This is a genomic window from Methanoculleus sp. DTU007 (assembly GCF_001512385.1).
GTDB lineage: Archaea > Halobacteriota > Methanomicrobia > Methanomicrobiales > Methanoculleaceae > Methanoculleus > Methanoculleus thermophilus.
Genome location: NZ_LFRO01000046.1, coordinates 21,586 through 39,789, shown reverse-complemented (window position 1 = coordinate 39,789; position 18,204 = coordinate 21,586). Strand labels below are relative to the sequence as shown.

General features: G+C 59.1%; 22 protein-coding genes. 9 read left to right on the top strand and 13 right to left on the bottom strand.

Translation table 11 applies throughout. The features are described from left to right. On the top strand, nucleotides 1-222 hold a 222-nt coding region (mtrG, locus tag ACI94_RS05530; RefSeq protein WP_286681187.1), incomplete at its 5' end, for a tetrahydromethanopterin S-methyltransferase subunit MtrG. A 16-nt stretch (nucleotides 223-238) separates the two neighbouring features. Next, nucleotides 239-1,276: a tetrahydromethanopterin S-methyltransferase subunit H gene (gene mtrH, locus ACI94_RS05525; RefSeq protein WP_286681186.1), complete on the top strand. Its 1,038-nt coding sequence runs from the start codon at nucleotides 239-241 to the stop codon at nucleotides 1,274-1,276. Nucleotides 1,277-1,538: 262 nt separating this feature from the next. Here mtrH and ACI94_RS05520 read toward each other — a convergent pair whose 3' ends face one another. Next, the gene (locus ACI94_RS05520; protein WP_286681185.1) at nucleotides 1,539-2,504 is read right to left on the bottom strand and encodes an EF-Tu/IF-2/RF-3 family GTPase; all 966 of its coding nucleotides are present in this window, start codon (nucleotides 2,502-2,504) and stop codon (nucleotides 1,539-1,541) included. A 171-nt stretch (nucleotides 2,505-2,675) separates the two neighbouring features. Between ACI94_RS05520 and ACI94_RS05515 the strand changes: the two genes are divergently transcribed. The 4 genes from ACI94_RS05515 to ACI94_RS05500 all read left to right on the top strand — a co-directional run bounded on the left by ACI94_RS05515 (nucleotide 2,676) and on the right by ACI94_RS05500 (nucleotide 6,947). Further along, nucleotides 2,676-3,626, top strand: a complete 951-nt coding sequence (locus ACI94_RS05515; RefSeq protein WP_273259003.1) for an iron ABC transporter permease — start codon at nucleotides 2,676-2,678, stop codon at nucleotides 3,624-3,626. Beyond that, entirely contained in the window at nucleotides 3,623-4,888 is a 1,266-nt protein-coding gene (locus tag ACI94_RS05510) for a heme ABC transporter ATP-binding protein (protein WP_066957248.1), read from the top strand. Before ACI94_RS05515 ends, ACI94_RS05510 begins: the two co-directional genes overlap by 4 nt. A 130-nt stretch (nucleotides 4,889-5,018) precedes the next feature. Next, nucleotides 5,019-6,056 (top strand): ABC transporter substrate-binding protein, encoded by a 1,038-nt coding sequence (locus tag ACI94_RS05505; protein ID WP_066957250.1) that lies wholly within the window; start codon nucleotides 5,019-5,021, stop codon nucleotides 6,054-6,056. A gap of 48 nt (nucleotides 6,057-6,104) precedes the next feature. Then, nucleotides 6,105-6,947 carry a sugar phosphate isomerase/epimerase gene (locus ACI94_RS05500; protein WP_150468717.1) on the top strand — a complete coding sequence of 281 codons (843 nt, stop codon included), beginning with the start codon at nucleotides 6,105-6,107 and terminating at the stop codon, nucleotides 6,945-6,947. Here ACI94_RS05500 and ACI94_RS05495 read toward each other — a convergent pair. From ACI94_RS05495 to ACI94_RS05475, 5 genes are all read right to left on the bottom strand, one after another. Continuing rightward, the gene (locus ACI94_RS05495; RefSeq protein WP_066957254.1) at nucleotides 6,860-7,258 is read right to left on the bottom strand and encodes a hypothetical protein; all 399 of its coding nucleotides are present in this window, start codon (nucleotides 7,256-7,258) and stop codon (nucleotides 6,860-6,862) included. The genes ACI94_RS05500 and ACI94_RS05495 overlap by 88 nt on opposite strands. Nucleotides 7,259-7,265: 7 nt before the next feature. Continuing rightward, nucleotides 7,266-8,051 carry an energy-coupling factor transporter transmembrane protein EcfT gene (locus ACI94_RS05490; RefSeq protein WP_066957256.1) on the bottom strand — a complete coding sequence of 262 codons (786 nt, stop codon included), beginning with the start codon at nucleotides 8,049-8,051 and terminating at the stop codon, nucleotides 7,266-7,268. Beyond that, nucleotides 7,982-9,517 (bottom strand): ABC transporter ATP-binding protein, encoded by a 1,536-nt coding sequence (locus ACI94_RS05485; RefSeq protein ID WP_066957258.1) that lies wholly within the window; start codon nucleotides 9,515-9,517, stop codon nucleotides 7,982-7,984. Before ACI94_RS05485 ends, ACI94_RS05490 begins: the two co-directional genes overlap by 70 nt. After that, the gene (locus tag ACI94_RS05480) at nucleotides 9,507-10,073 is read right to left on the bottom strand and encodes a hypothetical protein (protein ID WP_066957260.1); all 567 of its coding nucleotides are present in this window, start codon (nucleotides 10,071-10,073) and stop codon (nucleotides 9,507-9,509) included. The genes ACI94_RS05485 and ACI94_RS05480 overlap by 11 nt, the downstream gene beginning before the upstream one ends. Before the next feature lie 342 nt (nucleotides 10,074-10,415). Then, a complete protein-coding gene (locus ACI94_RS05475; RefSeq protein ID WP_066957720.1) occupies nucleotides 10,416-11,396 on the bottom strand; it encodes a histone deacetylase in 981 nt (326 codons plus the stop codon). A gap of 74 nt (nucleotides 11,397-11,470) precedes the next feature. Between ACI94_RS05475 and ACI94_RS05470 the strand changes: the two genes are divergently transcribed. From ACI94_RS05470 to ACI94_RS11045, 3 genes are read left to right on the top strand one after another with little or no spacing between them, the layout of a single operon-like run. Beyond that, on the top strand, nucleotides 11,471-12,610 hold the full coding sequence (locus ACI94_RS05470; RefSeq protein WP_236707438.1) for a V-type ATP synthase subunit C: 1,140 nt from the start codon (nucleotides 11,471-11,473) through the stop codon (nucleotides 12,608-12,610). A gap of 10 nt (nucleotides 12,611-12,620) precedes the next feature. Then, nucleotides 12,621-12,878, top strand: a complete 258-nt coding sequence (locus ACI94_RS11050) for a V-type ATP synthase subunit D (RefSeq protein WP_353743244.1) — start codon at nucleotides 12,621-12,623, stop codon at nucleotides 12,876-12,878. After that, on the top strand, nucleotides 12,853-13,263 hold the full coding sequence (locus ACI94_RS11045; protein ID WP_353743243.1) for a V-type ATP synthase subunit D: 411 nt from the start codon (nucleotides 12,853-12,855) through the stop codon (nucleotides 13,261-13,263). The genes ACI94_RS11050 and ACI94_RS11045 overlap by 26 nt, the downstream gene beginning before the upstream one ends. Here the strand turns inward: ACI94_RS11045 and cmk are convergent. From cmk to ACI94_RS05430, 7 genes are all read right to left on the bottom strand, one after another. Then, nucleotides 13,260-13,805 (bottom strand): (d)CMP kinase, encoded by a 546-nt coding sequence (gene cmk, locus ACI94_RS05460; RefSeq protein WP_066957264.1) that lies wholly within the window; start codon nucleotides 13,803-13,805, stop codon nucleotides 13,260-13,262. The genes ACI94_RS11045 and cmk overlap by 4 nt on opposite strands. Beyond that, a complete protein-coding gene (locus tag ACI94_RS05455; RefSeq protein ID WP_273258994.1) occupies nucleotides 13,805-14,425 on the bottom strand; it encodes a DUF106 domain-containing protein in 621 nt (206 codons plus the stop codon). The genes cmk and ACI94_RS05455 overlap by 1 nt, the downstream gene beginning before the upstream one ends. 6 nt (nucleotides 14,426-14,431) lie before the next feature. Then, on the bottom strand, nucleotides 14,432-15,007 hold the full coding sequence (locus tag ACI94_RS05450; protein WP_066957269.1) for an adenylate kinase: 576 nt from the start codon (nucleotides 15,005-15,007) through the stop codon (nucleotides 14,432-14,434). Nucleotides 15,008-15,240: 233 nt separating this feature from the next. Then, on the bottom strand, nucleotides 15,241-16,674 hold the full coding sequence (secY, locus tag ACI94_RS05445; protein ID WP_286681184.1) for a preprotein translocase subunit SecY: 1,434 nt from the start codon (nucleotides 16,672-16,674) through the stop codon (nucleotides 15,241-15,243). Nucleotides 16,675-16,694: 20 nt separating this feature from the next. Next, nucleotides 16,695-17,120: an uL15m family ribosomal protein gene (locus tag ACI94_RS05440; RefSeq protein ID WP_066957274.1), complete on the bottom strand. Its 426-nt coding sequence runs from the start codon at nucleotides 17,118-17,120 to the stop codon at nucleotides 16,695-16,697. Between the two features lie 5 nt (nucleotides 17,121-17,125). Further along, nucleotides 17,126-17,587, bottom strand: coding sequence for a 50S ribosomal protein L30 (locus tag ACI94_RS05435; protein WP_066957276.1), 462 nt, complete (start codon nucleotides 17,585-17,587; stop codon nucleotides 17,126-17,128). After that, on the bottom strand, nucleotides 17,587-18,204 hold the full coding sequence (locus ACI94_RS05430) for a 30S ribosomal protein S5 (RefSeq protein ID WP_066957278.1): 618 nt from the start codon (nucleotides 18,202-18,204) through the stop codon (nucleotides 17,587-17,589). The genes ACI94_RS05435 and ACI94_RS05430 overlap by 1 nt, the downstream gene beginning before the upstream one ends.

The following is an 18,204-nucleotide window of genomic DNA, read 5'->3' as shown; positions in this document are numbered from 1 at the left end:
GGCGCAGAAGTTGTCGTTGCAGGCGCAAACCCACAGTTCCTTGAGATCGAAGAGAGGCTCAATGCCATCGAGAAGAGGATCGAGTTCGTCGATGCCGAGATTGCCCAGCGCGTCGGAAGGAAGATCGGGCGCGATATCGGCATCCTGTACGGACTGGTCGCAGGTTTGATTGTATTCATGATGTTGTTGGTATTACTGCCCAAATTGATAGGGTACGTATAAAGGAGGATTGACGAATATGTTCAAATTCGAAAAAGAACAGGTGGTACACGACTTCAACGGTACCAAGATCGGCGGGCAGCCTGGAGAATACCCGACCGTGCTCGCTGCATCCATCTTCTACAACAAGCACGAAGTTGTACTGGATGACCACACTGGCAAGATTGACAAAGCAAAGGCAGAGGCGCTCTGGAACCGCTGCCAGGAACTCTCCGACATCACCGGAATCCCCCACTTCATCCAGATCATCGCGGAATACGGTGAGGCCTTCGAGAGCTACATCGACTGGTTCTGCAGCATCGATGACAAGACCGCGTTCCTGATGGACTCGTCCGTCCCGGCGGCGCTCGCCCACGCATGCGAGTACGTCACCCAGGCCGGCGTTGCGGACCGTGCGATCTACAACTCGATCAACGGTTCGATCGGACCGGAGAACATCGAGGCGCTGGCCAAGAGCGATGTGAACGCAGCCATTGTCCTCGCCTTCAACCCCGCCGACCCCTCGGTTGCCGGCCGCGAGAAGGTCCTGGTCGAGGGCGGTGTCGCCGGACAGGAGATGGGTATGCTCGAGATCGCGGAGAAGTGCGGTATCACCCGCCCGATCCTCGACACCGCAGCAACCCCGCTCGGTCTCGGCTCCGGTGGCTCCTACCGTGAGATCCTCGCCTGCAAGGCGATCCACGGTCTCCCCACCGGTGGTGCCTACCACAACATGACCGTCTCCTGGACCTGGCTGAAGCGCTGGAAGGGAACGAAGAAGACCCCCTCGCAGCAGCTCGCCGGCCTCGAGGGCAAGGAAGGGCTCGTCGAGCAGCTCCTGCACCACTACCTCGGTGGGCTGGACGGCATGCGCCAGGCAGCCTGGTCCGCGCCCGATATCGGCTGCAACATGATTGCAAGCACCCTCGGTGCCGACCTGATCATGTACGGCCCGATCGAGAACGTGGAAGCGATGATCACCGCACAGGCCTACGCCGACATCGTCGTGCTGGAAGCGGTGCGCGACCTCGGCATCGAGCCCCAGGTGGACACCCACCCCTTCTTCAGGCTCATTTAAACCCTCTTTTTTTAAACGTCGCCTGGTTCCTGTCGTGGTTGCCCCGAGAGATACACCGTCAGGTGCGGGTCACGCACGTCCCCAGGTGCACCGGTAATCAGGCATGACGAGCCCGGGAAAGGCCGAGAGGCGAGACACAAACCTCAGGATAGGAGTGCGGGGCCGGACCTGCAACAGCCCACGGACCAGAAACTCCAGCAGCCGAAGTGTTCAAAAAAGAGAGTATGTGACCCAGTAATCCGGGGTTTCCCACAACTATCGCTCACACCAACTCGATATGCCCGGCGATCCGGAGTTTCCCGCCCTCGAGGTAGTGGAGCACCGCCGTGTCGCCCGGGAGGTAGACGAGATCCTTTTCGAGCGCAAGCGTGAGCGTCGGCTGCCGCCAGTCCCCATCATCCCGCACCGCCTCAACCCGCGCCGGGATGAACTGCATCCAGTGACCGAGGTGGAGAACAGTTCCTACGGCAAGCGGTGCCGGCCAGTACCTGACCAGGGTGGCTCGTGCCTCGATATGAGCCCCGGTCCGGATGTTGGGGTCGCTCGAGAGGACAAAACCTCGATCGAGTTCGTCGGAGTCGATGTTCTTGAGCGCGATCCCCACGCGGTCGCCTTCAGCGGCCCAGTCAAAGTCGTCGTCGTGCTTCTGGATGGACCGGACCGAGATCGCCTTCTCCCCTGGGTAGACCTTCAGGGTATCGTGCTTGTGGATACCCCCCCGCGCCACGACGCCGAGGATGACCGTCCCGATGCCGCGGACGTTGAAGTGGTGGTCGATGGGGATGGTTCCAGAAGCATCGGCACCGGGCTGGGAGGAGGGGCGGGCATGCGCCGCGCCAAGCATGAGATCGCGCAGCGCGATCGGATCAGCGTCTACGAACTCGTAGTGCTCAAGCACTGTCCCGCGGAAGAGCGGGGCGACCTCTTGTTGGGTCAGGTAATTCTGGAGGATGACGTAACCCCGCTCCACCCGCGCCTCATCGAGCATCAGTACCCATTCCCCGAGCGTCGGGGTGATCTCGCCGACAACGACAAGAGCCACATCAGCGAGCGATACGGCATAAAAGAGCGGAGCCAACCGCTCGGGATACCGTGTCGGTTCGATGAAGGTGACGGTATCCTCACCTTTCTTGAGGTTGTAGAATGTGATATCGGAGGTCGTGCCTTTCTTCCCGAGGTCCTTCGCGTACCCTGCGGGTCCCAGCACGGCAACATTCAGATTGCCCATATGCCAGATCGTTTGGTTATGCAGGGGTATGAGGTTTGCTCCATGCAGTTAGAGGGGAGAGATTCGCACATCGACGGGATCATTTGCATATACACCCGATCCAGGGTGAGAACCCCCACAGATAATCCAGATAGGTTTTAACAAAGTAAAATTAATTTTTATAACACACCTATGCGGAGAACGGCACCGATCATCATCGTAACACTCACCGGCGTGCTTCTCATCAGCATGGCCTCCGCGGTCGCTCTCGGACCAAGCGGGATCTCCCCTGGCTCGCTGTTTTCCTCGGATAACGCCTGGATGATCCTCTGGGAGATCCGGTTGCCGAGGGTGATCGCCGCAGCGCTGGTCGGGTGCGCACTTGCCGTAGCAGGCACGGCCATGCAGGGGTTGTTCCGCAACCCCATGGCCGACCCATACATCATCGGTACCTCATCGGGCGGGGCGCTCGGGGCCACGATCGCGATCGTCCTCTTTGCCGGCACGGGACGCCCGGTACTCGCGTTCATCGGGGCAATGGTCGCAACATTCACCGTCTACTTCGTCGCCCGCAAAGGCGGCAAGATCCCGATCGAAACGCTCCTGCTCTCCGGTGTCGCCCTCTCAACGCTTCTGTCGGCACTCCTCTCCTTCCTCATGTATACCGCAGGGCAGAGCCTGCACCAGATTATGTTCTGGCTGATGGGAGGGTTCTGGAACATATCGTGGAACGACGTCTTCGCCGCCCTCCCTATCCTGATCGGGGTTGCAGGGATCTATCTCTTCGCACGCGACCTCAATATCCTCGCCTTAAACGAAGAGGACGCGACCCATCTTGGGGTGAACGTCGAGCGTGTGAAACGGATCCTCCTCGCACTGAGCGCGTTCCTGGCGGGCATTGCCGTCTCGATCGCCGGATCGATCGGGTTTGTCGGCCTCATTACCCCGCACGTTATGCGGCTGATCGTCGGGCCCGACCACCGCGTTCTCTTCCCTGCAGCCGCGCTCGCAGGAGCCATCCTCCTCGTATGGGCAGATACGCTCACAAGAACCTTCACGAGCGACATGCCTGTTGGCATTATAACCGCCTGCTTCGGCGCACCGTTCTTCATATACCTCCTCCGGAGCCGGATGAAAGCATGAAACCGATTGAGATCATCGATATCGACGTCTCCTACGGCGCCAAAAAGATCCTCGAAGCGATCACGTTCAACGCAGACGCAAGTGAGATCCTCGGTATCGTCGGGCCGAACGGATCGGGGAAGACGACGCTCCTGAAAGCGATGAGCCGGGTTGTCGCCCGGGATAACGGAGATATCCGGCTTGAGGGACGGGATCTTGACTCATTCGAGCATCGTGAACTTGCGCGCAGGGTTGCGGTCGTTCCGCAGGATATCTCAATCGGCTTCGATTATTCTGTGCGCGACGTCGTCATGATGGGCAGGCACCCCTACATCGGAAGGTTCGCCTCCGAGACGGCCCAGGATATGGAGATCTGCGATCGCGCCATGCGCCTTGCGAACGTCGCACATCTCGCCGGGACCTCGGTGCGTGACATCAGCGGCGGGGAGCGCCAGCGCGTGCTCATAGCACGGGCGCTCGCACAGGAGCCGAAGATCCTGCTCCTCGACGAAGCAACCTCGAACCTCGACGTCAGCCACCAGGTCGAGATCCTCAACATCATCCGGGATCTTGCGGAGGAGATCACGGTCGTAAGCGTCTTTCACGACTTAAACCTTGCCGCACACTACTGCGATCGGCTCCTGCTCCTCAAAGATCGGAGGGTCTACGCCCTGGGAACGCCCTCCGAAGTCCTGACCCGTGAGAAGATCCGCGAGGTCTTCGGGATGGAGGTGCTCGTCAAATCGCACCCGCTGACGGGGAGACCATACGTCCTGCCGGTGTATATGCACCAGTCGGGTTCGGGGGGGAACCGACGGGTGCACGTAGTCTGCGGCGGGGGGACGGGCTCCGATATCCTCCACCTCCTCCATACTGCGGGTTTCGCGGTCACCTGCGGTATCTTAAACGTCCTCGACACGGACTACGGGACGGCCATGCACCTCGGTATACCCTGCGTCGCAGAACCCCCGTTTCACAATATCACCCCGAAATCACTCGCGGGCCTCCGGGAGTGCCTTGACGGCGCAGATACCGTCATCGTTACGGCAATGCCGATCGGCAAGGGGAACCTCGACAACCTCCAGGTGCTGCTCGACTATCCCAAAAAGCCCATAATCTTCTACGCAAGAGACCACACCGCCCGGATGGAAGACTTCACCGGAGGCGAAGCCTGGGCGGTGCTGACAAACCTTGAGGCGCGCGGGGCGCACCGAATCGAAGGGGCGGCGGAACTTCTTGCCTATCTCTCGCGGGACGGGTCCGGGTGCGATCGCACCCCCTAACGCCAAGCACGGTGAAATGCACAGGATCGTTTGGGAAGGGGAATGAGAGGCCTATGACAAGTAAGCGCCTTTATGCCGCACCGTGAATCCGATTTGTAAATAATGACTTCAACGCAACTATACTATAGTTATGCAAACCAAGCGCCTGTTACTCATCGTTACATCGCTCATCGTGCTGCTCCTGCTTGCCGGGACGGTCGGTGCGACACCCACAGACGACGGCGAACGATCCATAACGGTGATCGACGACTCCGGGAAGACCGTCCTCATCCAGGGAGAACCGCAGAGAATCGTCTCGCTCGCGCCTTCCAACACCGAGATCCTGTATGCCCTCGGGCTTGAAGACCGCATCGTCGCCGTCACCGAACGCTGCGACTATCCCCCGGCAACAGCAGATAAACCGAAGGTAGGCGGTTTCAGCACCGTCAATATCGAGAAGGTGATCGCTATGGAGCCCGACCTGATCTTCGCCGCGCCCGCCAACACCGACGAAGTCATTGACCGCCTGCGATCGCTCGGGATGACCGTCGTCACCCTCGACCCGCAGACGATCGACGGCGTCCTGCACGACATCGAACTTGCCGGACGGGCGACCGGGCAGGAAGAGCAGGCATCCGTGCTCATCAGGGAACTTCAGCAGCGTATAAGGGCTGTCACCGAGAACCCGGCCGAGAGCCCGGCCGACCATCCGTCCGTCGCCCACGTCATCTGGTACGACCCACTCTGGGTCAGCGGCCGGGGGACGTTCCAGAACGAGGTGATTACGCTGGCCGGAGGAATCAATGCGTTCGGTTCCATCGAGGAGTGGGGAATCGTCAGTCTTGAAGAGTTCATCGTTACGGATCCGGATTATATCCTCGTCAGTTCCGGCACCGGCATGAGCAAGGAGGGGTACGACGTAATCTACGACTACTTCATGAACGAACCCCGGATGCAGAATCTGAAAGCGGTCAAGAACGGTCATGTCTACGTTGTCGACGCCGACACCGTCAGCCGGGGGGGACCACGGATCGTGGATGCGCTTGAAGAGGTGGCAAGAGACCTCCGCCCGGATCTCTTTGATGAGCCCGCTCCGAAAGCGATCCCTGCAACCCAGGCGCCTGGATTCGGTCTGATTCCACTCGTCTGTGCGCTTTTCATCGTCCTCCGGCTCAGAGCAAAGAGATAGGGCCAGGAAGGTATACACACCAGATGCCGTATCCAGGGGTAATAACTCTTGAGTGACTGGAACTCGGGCTTCATGCCGCCGCGAGAGATAATTGGCTGCTCGACCTGCTGCCTGATGGACCGGCCACTCGAGGAGGCGCTCGGCCTCATTGCCGGCCGTACGGGCCTTGCGGAGATCCTCTCCGATGGTCCCCATAACCTCTTTCGGTCTGAAGTGGTCTGTCATTCGTTCGATCTCCGCTACACCGTCCATGCACCGGTAGCCGATATCAACATCGCGTCGGAGAACGAACACCTTCGAAGAGCGGCCATCAGAGTGATTGCAGACCTCACTGGAATATGCGATAGGATCGGCGCCGAACGGCTGGTCGTTCACCCGGGACACATCTGGGGAGAAGAGATGCGCGGGTCCGCGCAGGCTGCTCTCGACCGATCGCTTGAAGACCTCGCCGCAGTTCAGCAAGAGGTGAACGTCCGGTTCGCCGTCGAGAATATGGGAGCGTGGGAGGTCTGTTTCTTCCGGGAGCCGGGGTTCCTCGACCGCCTTGCGGACCTCGGTCTTGGGTTCGCCCTCGACGTGGGGCATGCCCACACAAACGGCAACCTGGAAGAGTTTCTGGAGCGAGGAGGAGCAATTCATGTCCACCTGCATGATAACTGCGGCAATCGGGACGACCACCTGGCATGCGGGGAGGGGAAGATCGATTTTTGGCGTGTAATCGCGGCCCTCCCCCGCAACGTCACGATGATCGTCGAGCCGACCCGGTTTAACCAGTTTGAGAAGAGTCTCGAACACCTAAAGCATTACAGTTCCTTCCCGATCAGCCGTTCCACCGCCGCGCGGAACCCGCGAAACGCTCCCGAGACCTCAGGGCCTTCTGAGCCCGGATAGGCGTTTGCGCCAGAAACGACGATCGCCCGTCCGTCCATATCCAGCCTCAGGTGCCAGTACGTGACGTCGCAGCAGGAGTGAGCGGAGAGATACTCCGGCTCCCATTCCCAGACGCCGAGCCGGTCGACGGTTTCCCGGAACTGCGCCCACTCCTCCGGAGCCGGCGATGCCTCCATCACCTCCCCGGAGTAGCCGCCGGCACTTGCCCGCTCGTAGAAGAGCCGGCCTTCTGCGAGCCTGACATAGAGGGACGGCCCGACACTCCCGCCGATGTAGAACTCGAACGCCTTCGGAGGTGCACCGTTGCGCATACCGGGTTTATACGAGCAGCACGGCCAAATATCCTGCGGTTGCCAGGGCCATGCAACAGATACAGGCGACGTCGGCGCGGCCCGGCGAGAGGTTGCGCATCGGCGTCCGCCTGCCGGAGCGGTAGCCCCTGAGATCGATGGTCAGCCCGAGGACCGTGGCTTTCCCGAGAGAGTTTGAGACCAGCGGGATGATGATGGGAAAGAGCCCTCGTATCTTCCCGGCAAGGCCCTTTCCGGGGTTGTAGGCGCGGGCGAGCTGCGCTTCATGGATCCGTTTCCCTTCAAGTTGCAGGCTCGGGATGAACCTGAGGGCTATCAGGAGCATGAGCGTGTAGTCGACGGGCATGCGAAGGCGGTCCATGAGATGGACGAGATCGCGCGGCTGCGTCGATATGACCAGGAGCTGGAAGGCAAAGAGCATCGCCGCAAACCGAAGCGACATCGCAACGGCAAGGTCAACCGCGCCCGCCGTGATCGGAAAGGCCCCCCCGATCACCGGGACTGTGGGTGGGACCAGGTAGCCAAGGATAGCACCGCTTCGGATGGTGAGGACCGTGAGGAGGAGCAGGCTTGCCGCGAGAGAGAGGAGCAGAGGCACCTGGCGAAGAAGGTCGCGGGCGAGTCCGCTTGCTATCGCCACCACCACGACCGCCCCGGCAAGGAGCGCGAGCATCACGAGATCGCTCGTCAGCACCGCAAGGGCCACGACGAGGGCCGCAAAGATCAGTTTGGTGAGTGGGTGGAGGCGGTGAAAGGCGCTCTCCCTGGCGACGTACTGCATAATCTCAGACATGGTTCCTCCATACTGGCACTTTCGCTACCGATGATCCTTCCCTGTTCCATCCGTATGATCCGGTCGGCATACCTCTCTCCAAGACGCAGATCATGCGTCACCATGATGATCGCGCGCCCCTCCTGCCGTAAGCGTTCGAGAATCTCCATGATGCGCGCTGCCTCGCGGGCATCAAGCCCGGTCGTAGGCTCATCGAGCACGATGACCTTCGGCTGCATGGCGATGACGCACGCTATCGCGAGGCGCTGCCGTTCACCCCGTGAGAGCGACCGGGGGTAGTCCGTCCTTCGATGGAGGAGACCGACCTCCCGCAACGCAGCCTCAACCGGCTCATTGTTGCAGTGAGGATCGATATTCCGGACCCCGAAGGCCACTTCGTCCTCAACAGTCTCCGCAAAGAGCATGGTATCGGGGTTCTGAAAGACAAGGCCCACACGCCGCGCGAGATCCGCTATCGGGACGGTTGCCGCATCCAGTCCGTCGACAGAGACGCTGCCTTCGGTTGGGCGAAGCAGCCCGTTGAGATGCTTGATGAGCGTTGTCTTTCCTGAGCCGTTCTCCCCAACCACGGCCACGATCTCACCGGGAGCAACATCGAGATCGATACCTTTGAGGGCTGCAACCCCGTCATAGCGGTGGACGAGATTCCGAATGGATACGATCGCAGGTGCACCATTTTCAGGTGCTGTTACCGACTGGCGGCAAAAGGGGAGCCCATCGTCAGTTAGGTGGTGCAGAAGGGCATCTTGCATCATCTCTGCCAAAGACCCCACTCTTCTGATCGAACCGTCCTCGATGAGGATTATCCGATCCGCAATTTCAGTCAGTTCGTCGAGTTTCTGCTCGACGATGAGCACGGTCGTGCCCTCGTCCGCGAGCCGCCGGAGGAGGGAGGCAACCGCACGGGTCGCTCCAGTATCCAGTTCAGCGGTCGGCTCGTCAAGGATCAGGATCTCCGTCCCGAGAGCAAGGGTTGCTGCGAGGACAACACGCTGCTTTTGCCCACCGGAGAGGGTGTGCGGCGCCCGGTCCGCGAGATCGACGATCCCGGTCGCCTCCATCACGTAGCGGAGCCTCTGCTGCATCTCCTCCCGGGGGATTCCGAGATTCTCTAGACCTGAGGCCACCTCCTCTTCGACGGTCGTAAAGATGAGCTGAGCATCGGCATCGTCAAAGACCACGCCGACGCTCCTCCCGATCTCGCCCATGTTCCGGTAGTCCTGGACGTCTTTACCGAGGATGGTGACTGTCCCCTCGATGATGCCACCGTACTCGTGATGGAGGATGCCGGATGCTGCAAGACAGAGGGTCGTCTTCCCCGCCCCGGTAGGCCCGGTGACGAAGACGATCTCGCCCCGCCGGATATCAAGGTCGATTCCCTTGAGGGCCGGTGTTACGGAGCCCGGGTAGGTATAGGAGACCCCCTGAAGGCCAAGGACTGTCTCCCGCTCGATCTCAGGGCTCATCGACCTGATTCACACTCCGTGTCGGGACCGTCTGCCTGGTCGAACGCATCAATGCCCGCGATGCCGGCACCTCGAGCACCTGGCTAACGACGGCGTTCACCGCTGCAGTGATGAGGACGATCGGAACGGTGACTGCAAGGAACGCACTGACGGTCCCGAACGTCCCAAGCACCGTTGGGGCCACCGCGAGGAGTGCGACAAGGATGAAGGTGAACCCGCTTGCGAGGGTGGCTAGAAGCGTCGTTACGGCCGGAGCGAAGACGATCCGGTCTTTCAGTGCCAGGTAGGCCCCAAGGCAGACGACCGCTCCGATTGGCTCACTGATGAGATTTGCCGGCGGGAAGATCGAGTGGCTGAGAAGGGCACAGATGATACCCGCGACAATGCCGATCCCGAGTGCCTCGCGGAGCGTTGGCAGAGCAAGAATGATAGCAAGGCTATAGAAGGCGATCACAAGGTTCGATACGATGGGACCGGGGATCAGGAGGGACATATACCTGATGATGGCCCCTACGGCAAGGAGTATGCCGACAACTGCAATATATCTCGACTTCATGGTATCAATATACAATATGGCGTTCGACAGCGGTCCGGTTTGAGTGATGAAACGAGTTACGCACGCCAACGTGGCTGAGGGAGCGGCCAGAAGAGCTCCTGCGGGGTGGTCGCAGGGAAGGCAGAGGGGATGGATCTCCCCGACACCATCGGATACATCACAGTACATAGATGTACATTTATGTATATATAATCGACGATCTGTTAAGAGTCACTTCGAACCACCGCCGTGCCGGGCACAACACCTCCATCGCCGCATCATCGATGTCCTGGAAGTCTCAAATCTCCGGAGACGAAGCCAGCGGCTTAAGGGTGACGGTCTCATCCGGTGGCTCCTCTCCAATTATGCGGGGAGAGTGCGCTCAATGCCACCAAGCGCATCGGCAAGCCGCCGGGTGCTTGCCTTCGGCTCGCCGCCCGTAGGGGTGAAGCGTCCTCCGTCAAGGGCGGCGCAGATCGCCCCGATGGCCTCTGGATGCGACCGCCCGTAACCTCCCTCGAGCACGAGGGCAAGGGGCGTGGGACTTTGGTCCACAAGCATCCCCACCAGAACTCCAAAGTCCTCGGGGCGAAGTCGCATTGAGCCAAGCGGGTCATCAAAGAGGGCATCCTGGCCTGCCGATACCACGACCAGATCCGGTTCAAATCGCTCAAGCGCCGGAATGAAGACTTTACGAAAGACTAAAGCGTAATCGGCACCGGTCGAACCCGGTTCAAGCGGGGCATTGATGATATGACCGGCACCCTGCTCATCCGGCCATCCGGTCCCGGGGAAGATTCCCGCCTGATGAACCGAACAGTAGAGCACCTGGCCGGAGGTGTAAAACACCGCCTGTGTCCCGTTCCCGTGATGCACGTCCCAGTCGAGAATTGCCACCCGATCGATCTCACGGAGCGCCCTCTCTACCGCCACGGCGACGTTATTGAAGAGGCAGAACCCCATCGCCCGGTTGGGCTCGGCGTGGTGTCCAGGCGGGCGGACCAGGGCAAACGAGTGTTCACCATCAAGCGCCCGGTTCACTGTAAGGATTGCACCTCCTGCTGCATACAGGGCCGAATCGAACGAACCCTGTGTGACATAGGTGTCGGGGTCGATGTAGCAGGCCCGACGAGGGGGGCACTCCCTGCAGAACGACCGGACGGCTTCGATATGCCGGTGCGTATGCACCAGCGCCAGATCTGCGAGCGTCGCCTGTTTTGGGGTTATGCGGCGAGCGTCCGCCGGTACGCCCAAAAGAGCTGCATCGAGACGTCCCTGCGACTCGGGATGGCCGGGATCGTCATGGGCACGGAAGAGATCGCCCGTTACGATCGAGTATGGCATGACCCGGAGATTGGAGGCACCGATCATGAATCTTGCCCATGGACCCGGGTGTGCATTTATATGGGGAAGCAGTCATGGAAGTCTGCATGGTCCCGTCCAGTATGATCTCCCCGTCTTACATCTATGCCTGCACGCGATTCCGGGTACGGAAGACCACACTCCTTCCTCGTGAAGAATACCTGAGGATCATGCAGATGAGCATACCGGAGATCATCACCCACCTTGGCCGACAGGAGGATTACAGGCAGGATATCGTGAGTCTTGCGCATGAGTTTACCGGTGCGCAACTCATCGAAGAGGCAGTAAACCAGAACCTCTCGCGGTCCTTCCATCACGCCACGGCGATCGCTCCCGGTGACCTGCAGACTCTGACGAGAGAGTATCTTGCCCGGTGGGATATTGCAAACGTCATGGCAATCCTGCGGGGCACGGTCCACAACGTGGATCGACAACAGATCCGCGACCTCCTCATCCCGGCGGGGGAGATCGACGACGCGCACCTCAATCACCTTCTCTCTCTTGCATCCTGTAGCGAGGTTATTGATGGGCTTAGAGGCTGGCGGTTCTACCCGGTCCTTGCAGAGCAATACCGGGCCTGCGGAGAGAAAGGTGTCTTTGCCCAGTTTGAGAATGAACTCTACCGCGAATACTATACCAAACTGCTCAATCTCGGCACATCCGGGTGCAGTGGGTGCCAGGAAATGATTGCTTACCTCCGGTTCGAGATTGATATCACCAACATGAGAAACCTCCTCCGGCTCCATTGTGCAGAAGAAGCATGCGACATCACCACCATCGAACGGACTATGATCCCGGGCGGCCGGATCCCCCTAAGCCTCTTGCAGCGACTTTACGGCATTGAGACGGAAGGAGAGTTTCTCAACGTCTTCCTCAAGACCGATATCGCTCCGGTTCTGGCCCAGGCGGTGCGCGAACTCCGGCAGGACCCGGACTTCTCCAGCACTGATGCCGCAGAACTGGTCTGGCAGCGGTGGCACGAGCGCCAGCGGCCGGTTCACGAGATCGAGATGGCCATCACCCGGATCAGACTTCACCAGATGGAGGCCCTCTCCCGGCGTCACCCATTCTCAGTTCTCCCGGTACTTGCCTACCTGGAGCGCAAGAGGTATGAGATTGCAAATCTGAGGGCAATCGCACGAGGCAAGGCATTCGGGCTGCCGGCAGAGCGAATATGGCAGTACATCGTCGTATAGGAGCTCAACCATGCCACCGGACAAGATCCAACCCACCCGGTCCGGCCTTCTGATCGTCAGGCGGCAGTTGGCACTCGCGAAGCGGATACACCGGCTCTTATCGATGAAACTCGACGGTATGATGCTGGAATTAACCAAACTCGCCGAACAGGCTGCCCTGCATCGGAGAGTTCTCGAGAAAAGGTACACCGGGGCCCGTGAGATGGCGGCGGTCGCCACCATGATGGAGGGGGGGAACCGGAGTGCTCCTTGCAGCTCTCTCGGTTGAGACCGCCCCGACCTACAAGGCCGGGCGCAAGAATGTCTTTGGAGTGCACCTCCCTGACTTCGAGCCGGTTATGATAAAAAAGACGCTTGAGCAACGGGGCTATGGTCTCCTCGGAACCTCGTCAGTCATCGATGATGCCGCTGATGCCTACGAAGATCTCCTCGAAGCAATCATCACAAGCGCCGAACTCGAAGGCGGGGTCAAACACCTGCTCGACGAGATCGAACGGACCCGGCGGCGGGTGAACGCGCTGGAGTTCAAAGTCATCCCGGAACTTGAAGAGATTCGTCGGCTTATCGAGGACCAGCGCGACGAGATGGAGCGCCAGGAGTGGACGCGGCTCCGCCGTATTAAAAAGATAAAAGCAAAGAGAACAATACCCTAGGAGGTCTCGGTCTCTCGCTTCTTTAGGCACTTGATTGTGGTATCCACAATCGCGCCGAGAGCGTCCACGCCGAAGGTCTCAGACGAGAGGACGATATCGTATACCGAGAGGTCGGCGATATCGATGTTATAGTAGTTCTGGTAGCGAGTTGCTTCCGAACGCTGCCGGTTCTCGGTATAGATCCGAGCCTCTTCTTCGTCCATTCCGTCACGGCCTGCTATCCGCTTTGCCCGGCAGGAGAGGGGTGCAGAAAGCCAGATCCGGAGATCGGCGTTCTCAACCATCCATCCTGAGAGTCGACCCTCGATGATGATATCATCAGTCTCCTCACCAATCTCCTTCTGTCGGGCATCGATCATCTTGTCAATCGAGGGATCGTTCTCCGCAAGCCTGCCGAACTCAGCGAGATCCATGCCGTGCTCCCGGGCGAGCTGGCGAAAGACCTCCCCCGCGGAGATGATCTTAAATCCATATTTTCCGGCCAGGTAACGGGCAAGCGATGTAGTGCCGCTTCCCGGCGGGCCGCTGATAGTGATTCGCATCAGAGCCCTCCGATGTTAAGTGACTTCCTTATCACCTGGCTGATGGTCAGCGAACAGATCATATACCAGAGGATCCAGGCAGGGATAATCCAGAACGCGAAGTCCGAGAGGCCAACCGTTCCAAGGAAGGGCAGAACGATGCCGTTCGTGATGCTGATCTCCGCCCCTCCAGGAGGGAGACGGAAGAGAAGCCAGAAGATGATCGGAACCGTCAGGATGAGGATGATCGCCATCGGGGTAAACTGCTGTCGGGATAGTTCAAGCTGCTCCTGCATCATCCGCTCCTGCTTCGTCTGAAGTTTCTTGATCTTCTTCTCGTCCCCGGAGAGCTGGGCTTCCCGGAACTCCTTCTGAAATGCTCGCATCTTTGCCTGCGACTCCTGCATCTTCTCGTAATCGATGGTGTACTTCTGGACGAGCGATGAATAGAGACCTGTGATACTGGAGAGGACCAGAATCATGACAAAGAATGGTACGCCGAGGGTATCTATGAAGGGGCCCAGCAGTGCATCCATTATCGCACCGATCGTCACTCGCACCCACTCGATGCTGTACGAGAGGAAGACCAGCATGGTGAAGAGGAGGGCGATCGTCGGGCCGTGCTTCTTCAGGTCTACCATGTCAGGTTACCTCAGCGCACTCACCAGGTCGTCAATGCCCTTCTCAAGCAGGAAGTTCTCGTTTCTGACTATCTTGATGGTGCAGCCGGTGTACATCGCATATGCCGCGCTGATGGCACGGTTAAACTCCTGGTGCTCTGCAATCTCCCGGAACCCCTCCATATCGCGGATCCTCGAGGCATCGCCAAGCCGGCGCGTCAGGATCTGGTCCGGGTCGGTCTCAACAAGCACGATCATATCGGGCATCAGTTCCCGGAGCACCCACTCAGGCAGCCCTGCAAGAAAACCGCCCGGGGTCTTGACGCTGCTGTGGGTGTCGATAATAATGTTCGAATCCCCGCTCATCGCGGCGATCTCGGATGCAGCAGCCTGCTGGAGGCGCTTCTGAACATCTTTTCCAAGCTTGCGCATCTCATCGCGATTCGAGACCAGGTTCTCTTTCATGGCCACTTCGAACATACACGTGCCGAAGTTGACAGCCTTATAGGGGATACCCTCAGCCGCCAGTCTCTCCATCGCACCGTTGATGACGGTGGTCTTCCCAACGCCGGGAACCCCCGTCACGACAACTTTCTTCCCCAAATCTATCACTCCATTAGCATTGGGTTTGCGTGTAAAATAAATCCGCGCCTGAAGAATAATTCCTTTCGGAATCATGTCGGGCGATCGCGGAAGGAATCGCGTGATGACCGGATGACCTGTCCAGGGTTAACCCGTGCTTGAAAAGAGCAATAATTTCAGGAAAACGAACCGGCCCCCAGAGGGGCTTCAAACGATCTTAAAATATCGGGAAAGGTGCGGATGCACCTTTGAACTTACTCTTTCCCGAAGAACCCGCGCATGAACGGGTACATCTCCATGATCTGCTGACTTGCGATCTCCTCGTAGAGGCGGTAGGTGATACTCACCGCAAGCAGCAGTCCAGTTCCTCCGACGGCCCCGATGACACCGAAGAGGTTCGCCACGACCGAGAGGATACCGATGAACGCACCACCGATGATGGTGATCCGCGGGATGTAACGGTCGAGATACTTCTCGAGCACCTGGGCGTTTCGGCGGTATCCGGGGATCTGCATTCCGCTCCTCTGGATCTGCCGGGCGACGTCCTTTGAATCGAGGCCGGCGGTCTTAACCCAGAAGAGCGCGAAGATCGCGCCTCCAACCACCATGACGGTGATATCGATGCCCATACGCAGGAGTATCTCCCAGGGAGCGTGCCCAAGATCGCTGAGCCACCACATCCAGTCTTGAGGGGAGTTGATGGGTGCGATGTACCACATCAGGCCGTTGATCGGCACCTGCCCCTGGAACTCACCAAAGATCGTGATCCCGGCGTTCGAGAGGAACATCCCGATCATCTGGATGTTCGCCTGCAGCACCCGGACAAGGATCATGGGTAGAACGCTCGCATAGATGAGCTTCACCGGGAACCGTGCACGGGCACCGCGGACAGCGCTGTGCGCAAGCGGGATCTCGATGCGGGTCGACTCCACGTAGACGATGACCATGAAGATCACGATCGTCGTGATAAGGGCCAGGATATCCGTGCCGAAGTACTCAAGGAAACTCGCACCCGACGTCCCTATGGCAATCAGTCGCGGGAAGAACCCGATCGGGAAGGGATCGGTGCCCGTCTGCCAGTTCAGGAAACCGTTCACGAGACCTTGCGAGACACCAGCGACGATGAAGAGCCCCACGCCGGAACCAATTCCCCACTTGGTGACGACCTCGTCCATCAGCACCACAAGCAGACCGCCGATGCAGAGCTGGAGGAAGATCAGGAACGAGACCAGAAGCATGTTCCCGCCGAAGATCTGCATTGCCACCGACGGGTCGGGCATCATCATCCCGCTCGCAACCATGGGGAACGCTTCGACGACGATCATCACGAAGATGAGCAACTTCTGCAGGCCCATATACATGACCTGCCCACGTGCTTCACTGGTATCGATCTGTAGGAGTCCAGCACCCTTGAGCAGCTGCAACACAATCGATGCGGTGACGATCGGCCCGATACCAAGATGCAGGAGCGAACCGCTCGCACCGGCAAGCAGGGCACGCCATAGTCCGAATATATCCTGTGACTGTGGAGAAAGTCCAAAGATATCGATATTTGTCAATGTGAAGTAGAGGAGCAAGATTGCAAGCGTCCACATCAGTTTGTTCTTGAAGTGGACATGCCCCTCCGGACCTTTGACTGCAGGCATTGCTGCAAGGATGGGTTCGAATCTATCCAGCAGTTCTCCCATGGTATTTCACCTAAAAAGGATCAGACGGTCACTGCCTGACCGCCCATCTCCTCAATTTTTGCCCGGGCTCGTTCGGAGAACTCCCGTGCAGAGATACTCATCTTGTGAGTGACTTTTCCGCCACCGAGTACCTTATCGATACCGAGTTCGGTGACATCGAGGGCGATGAGATCGCCCTCCTGAGTGGCCAGCCCCTCACGGAGCAGCGCCTCGGCCATCTGATCGATCTCCCCGATGTCAAGAGCGGAGACCGGCACGCTGGTCTTGTTGACAAAACCATGCTTGCCGTTGGATATCTCACCCTTCAGGTAGAAGTGGGAGAAACGGTGGTCACGCTGCCCGGCTCTACCCCGTCCACCCCTGTTGCCGGCGCCACGCCGGTTTTTGTGCGTGCCGCCGCCGCAGGTTCGTGAACCCCTATATTTGGATCTCTTATTTACGGGCATGTATCTCACCTCATCTTATAGAGGAGATCGTTGATCTTGGGGCCGTAGTAACCGAGAGCCCCACCTTGCTGAAAGGTTCGCTTGATTGTTTTATAGCCCTTTCGCGGTGGGTGCAGTCTCAGCACCGGCTTGATCTCCGCAAGATCGCGCAAGTTTATCTCACCCTTGCAGAGGGCTGCCGCAAACTCGTCGATGTTGGCATATGAGGTATGCGCACGGATGTAGTCGTCGGTCAGCCGCTCGTCCCCGGTTAATCGACCCCGGGTGCGCAGGAGGGTGGCCAGAGTCTCCGGCTCCACCTCGCCGTACGCCACGAAGTCCTTCACCTTGCGAATCATGCCAAGATACGCCGGGGTATCAGGCACGAGGACACAGTGGTTGACGTGGTGCAGACGGAGCATCTTTAAGGTGTCCTTGATCTCGCGGTTGGTGTTGACCACACCGCGTACCTGCACTATCGCGTACATCACTCTTTCCCTCCAATCCTGACGATATTCGTCTGTCGGAGTGCCTCAAACGTCGCCTTGGCGTAGTTGATCGTCGTCCGGGTCTGCCCCCGGTTAAAGGCCCAGACATCCTTGATGCCTGCAAGCTGCAGGACCTTCTTCGGGATATCCCCGGTCACAAGACCGATCCCCTGCGGGGCGGGCTTCAGCGTCACACGAACGCTGCCTGCCTTACCGGTCACTTCGATGGGAATCGAGTGGGCAGTCTCGCAACCACATTCCCAGCTCCCGCATCCACGGGAGACCTTGATGAGATTCAATTTCGCGTTTGTTATTGCTTTCTGGATTGCGTTGCCAACCTGGGCATCCTTGCCCTGGCCGAACCCGACATAGCCGTTCCGGTTGCCAACGACCACAACGGTCCGGAACTTCACGCGGCGACCCGAGTCGGTCATCCTCTGGACCATGTTGATGTCCAGCACCTCGTCCTCGAGGTCGGGCACGAGGAGGTCGACGATCTGCGGCTCCTTGATCGGTCTGCCGCTTGCGAGCACCTCGTCAATACTGGTGATCTCGCCTGCGGCGACCTTGCGCCCGAGACCGGTGAGCGGAACCCATTCTTCCTGTACGTATGCCAT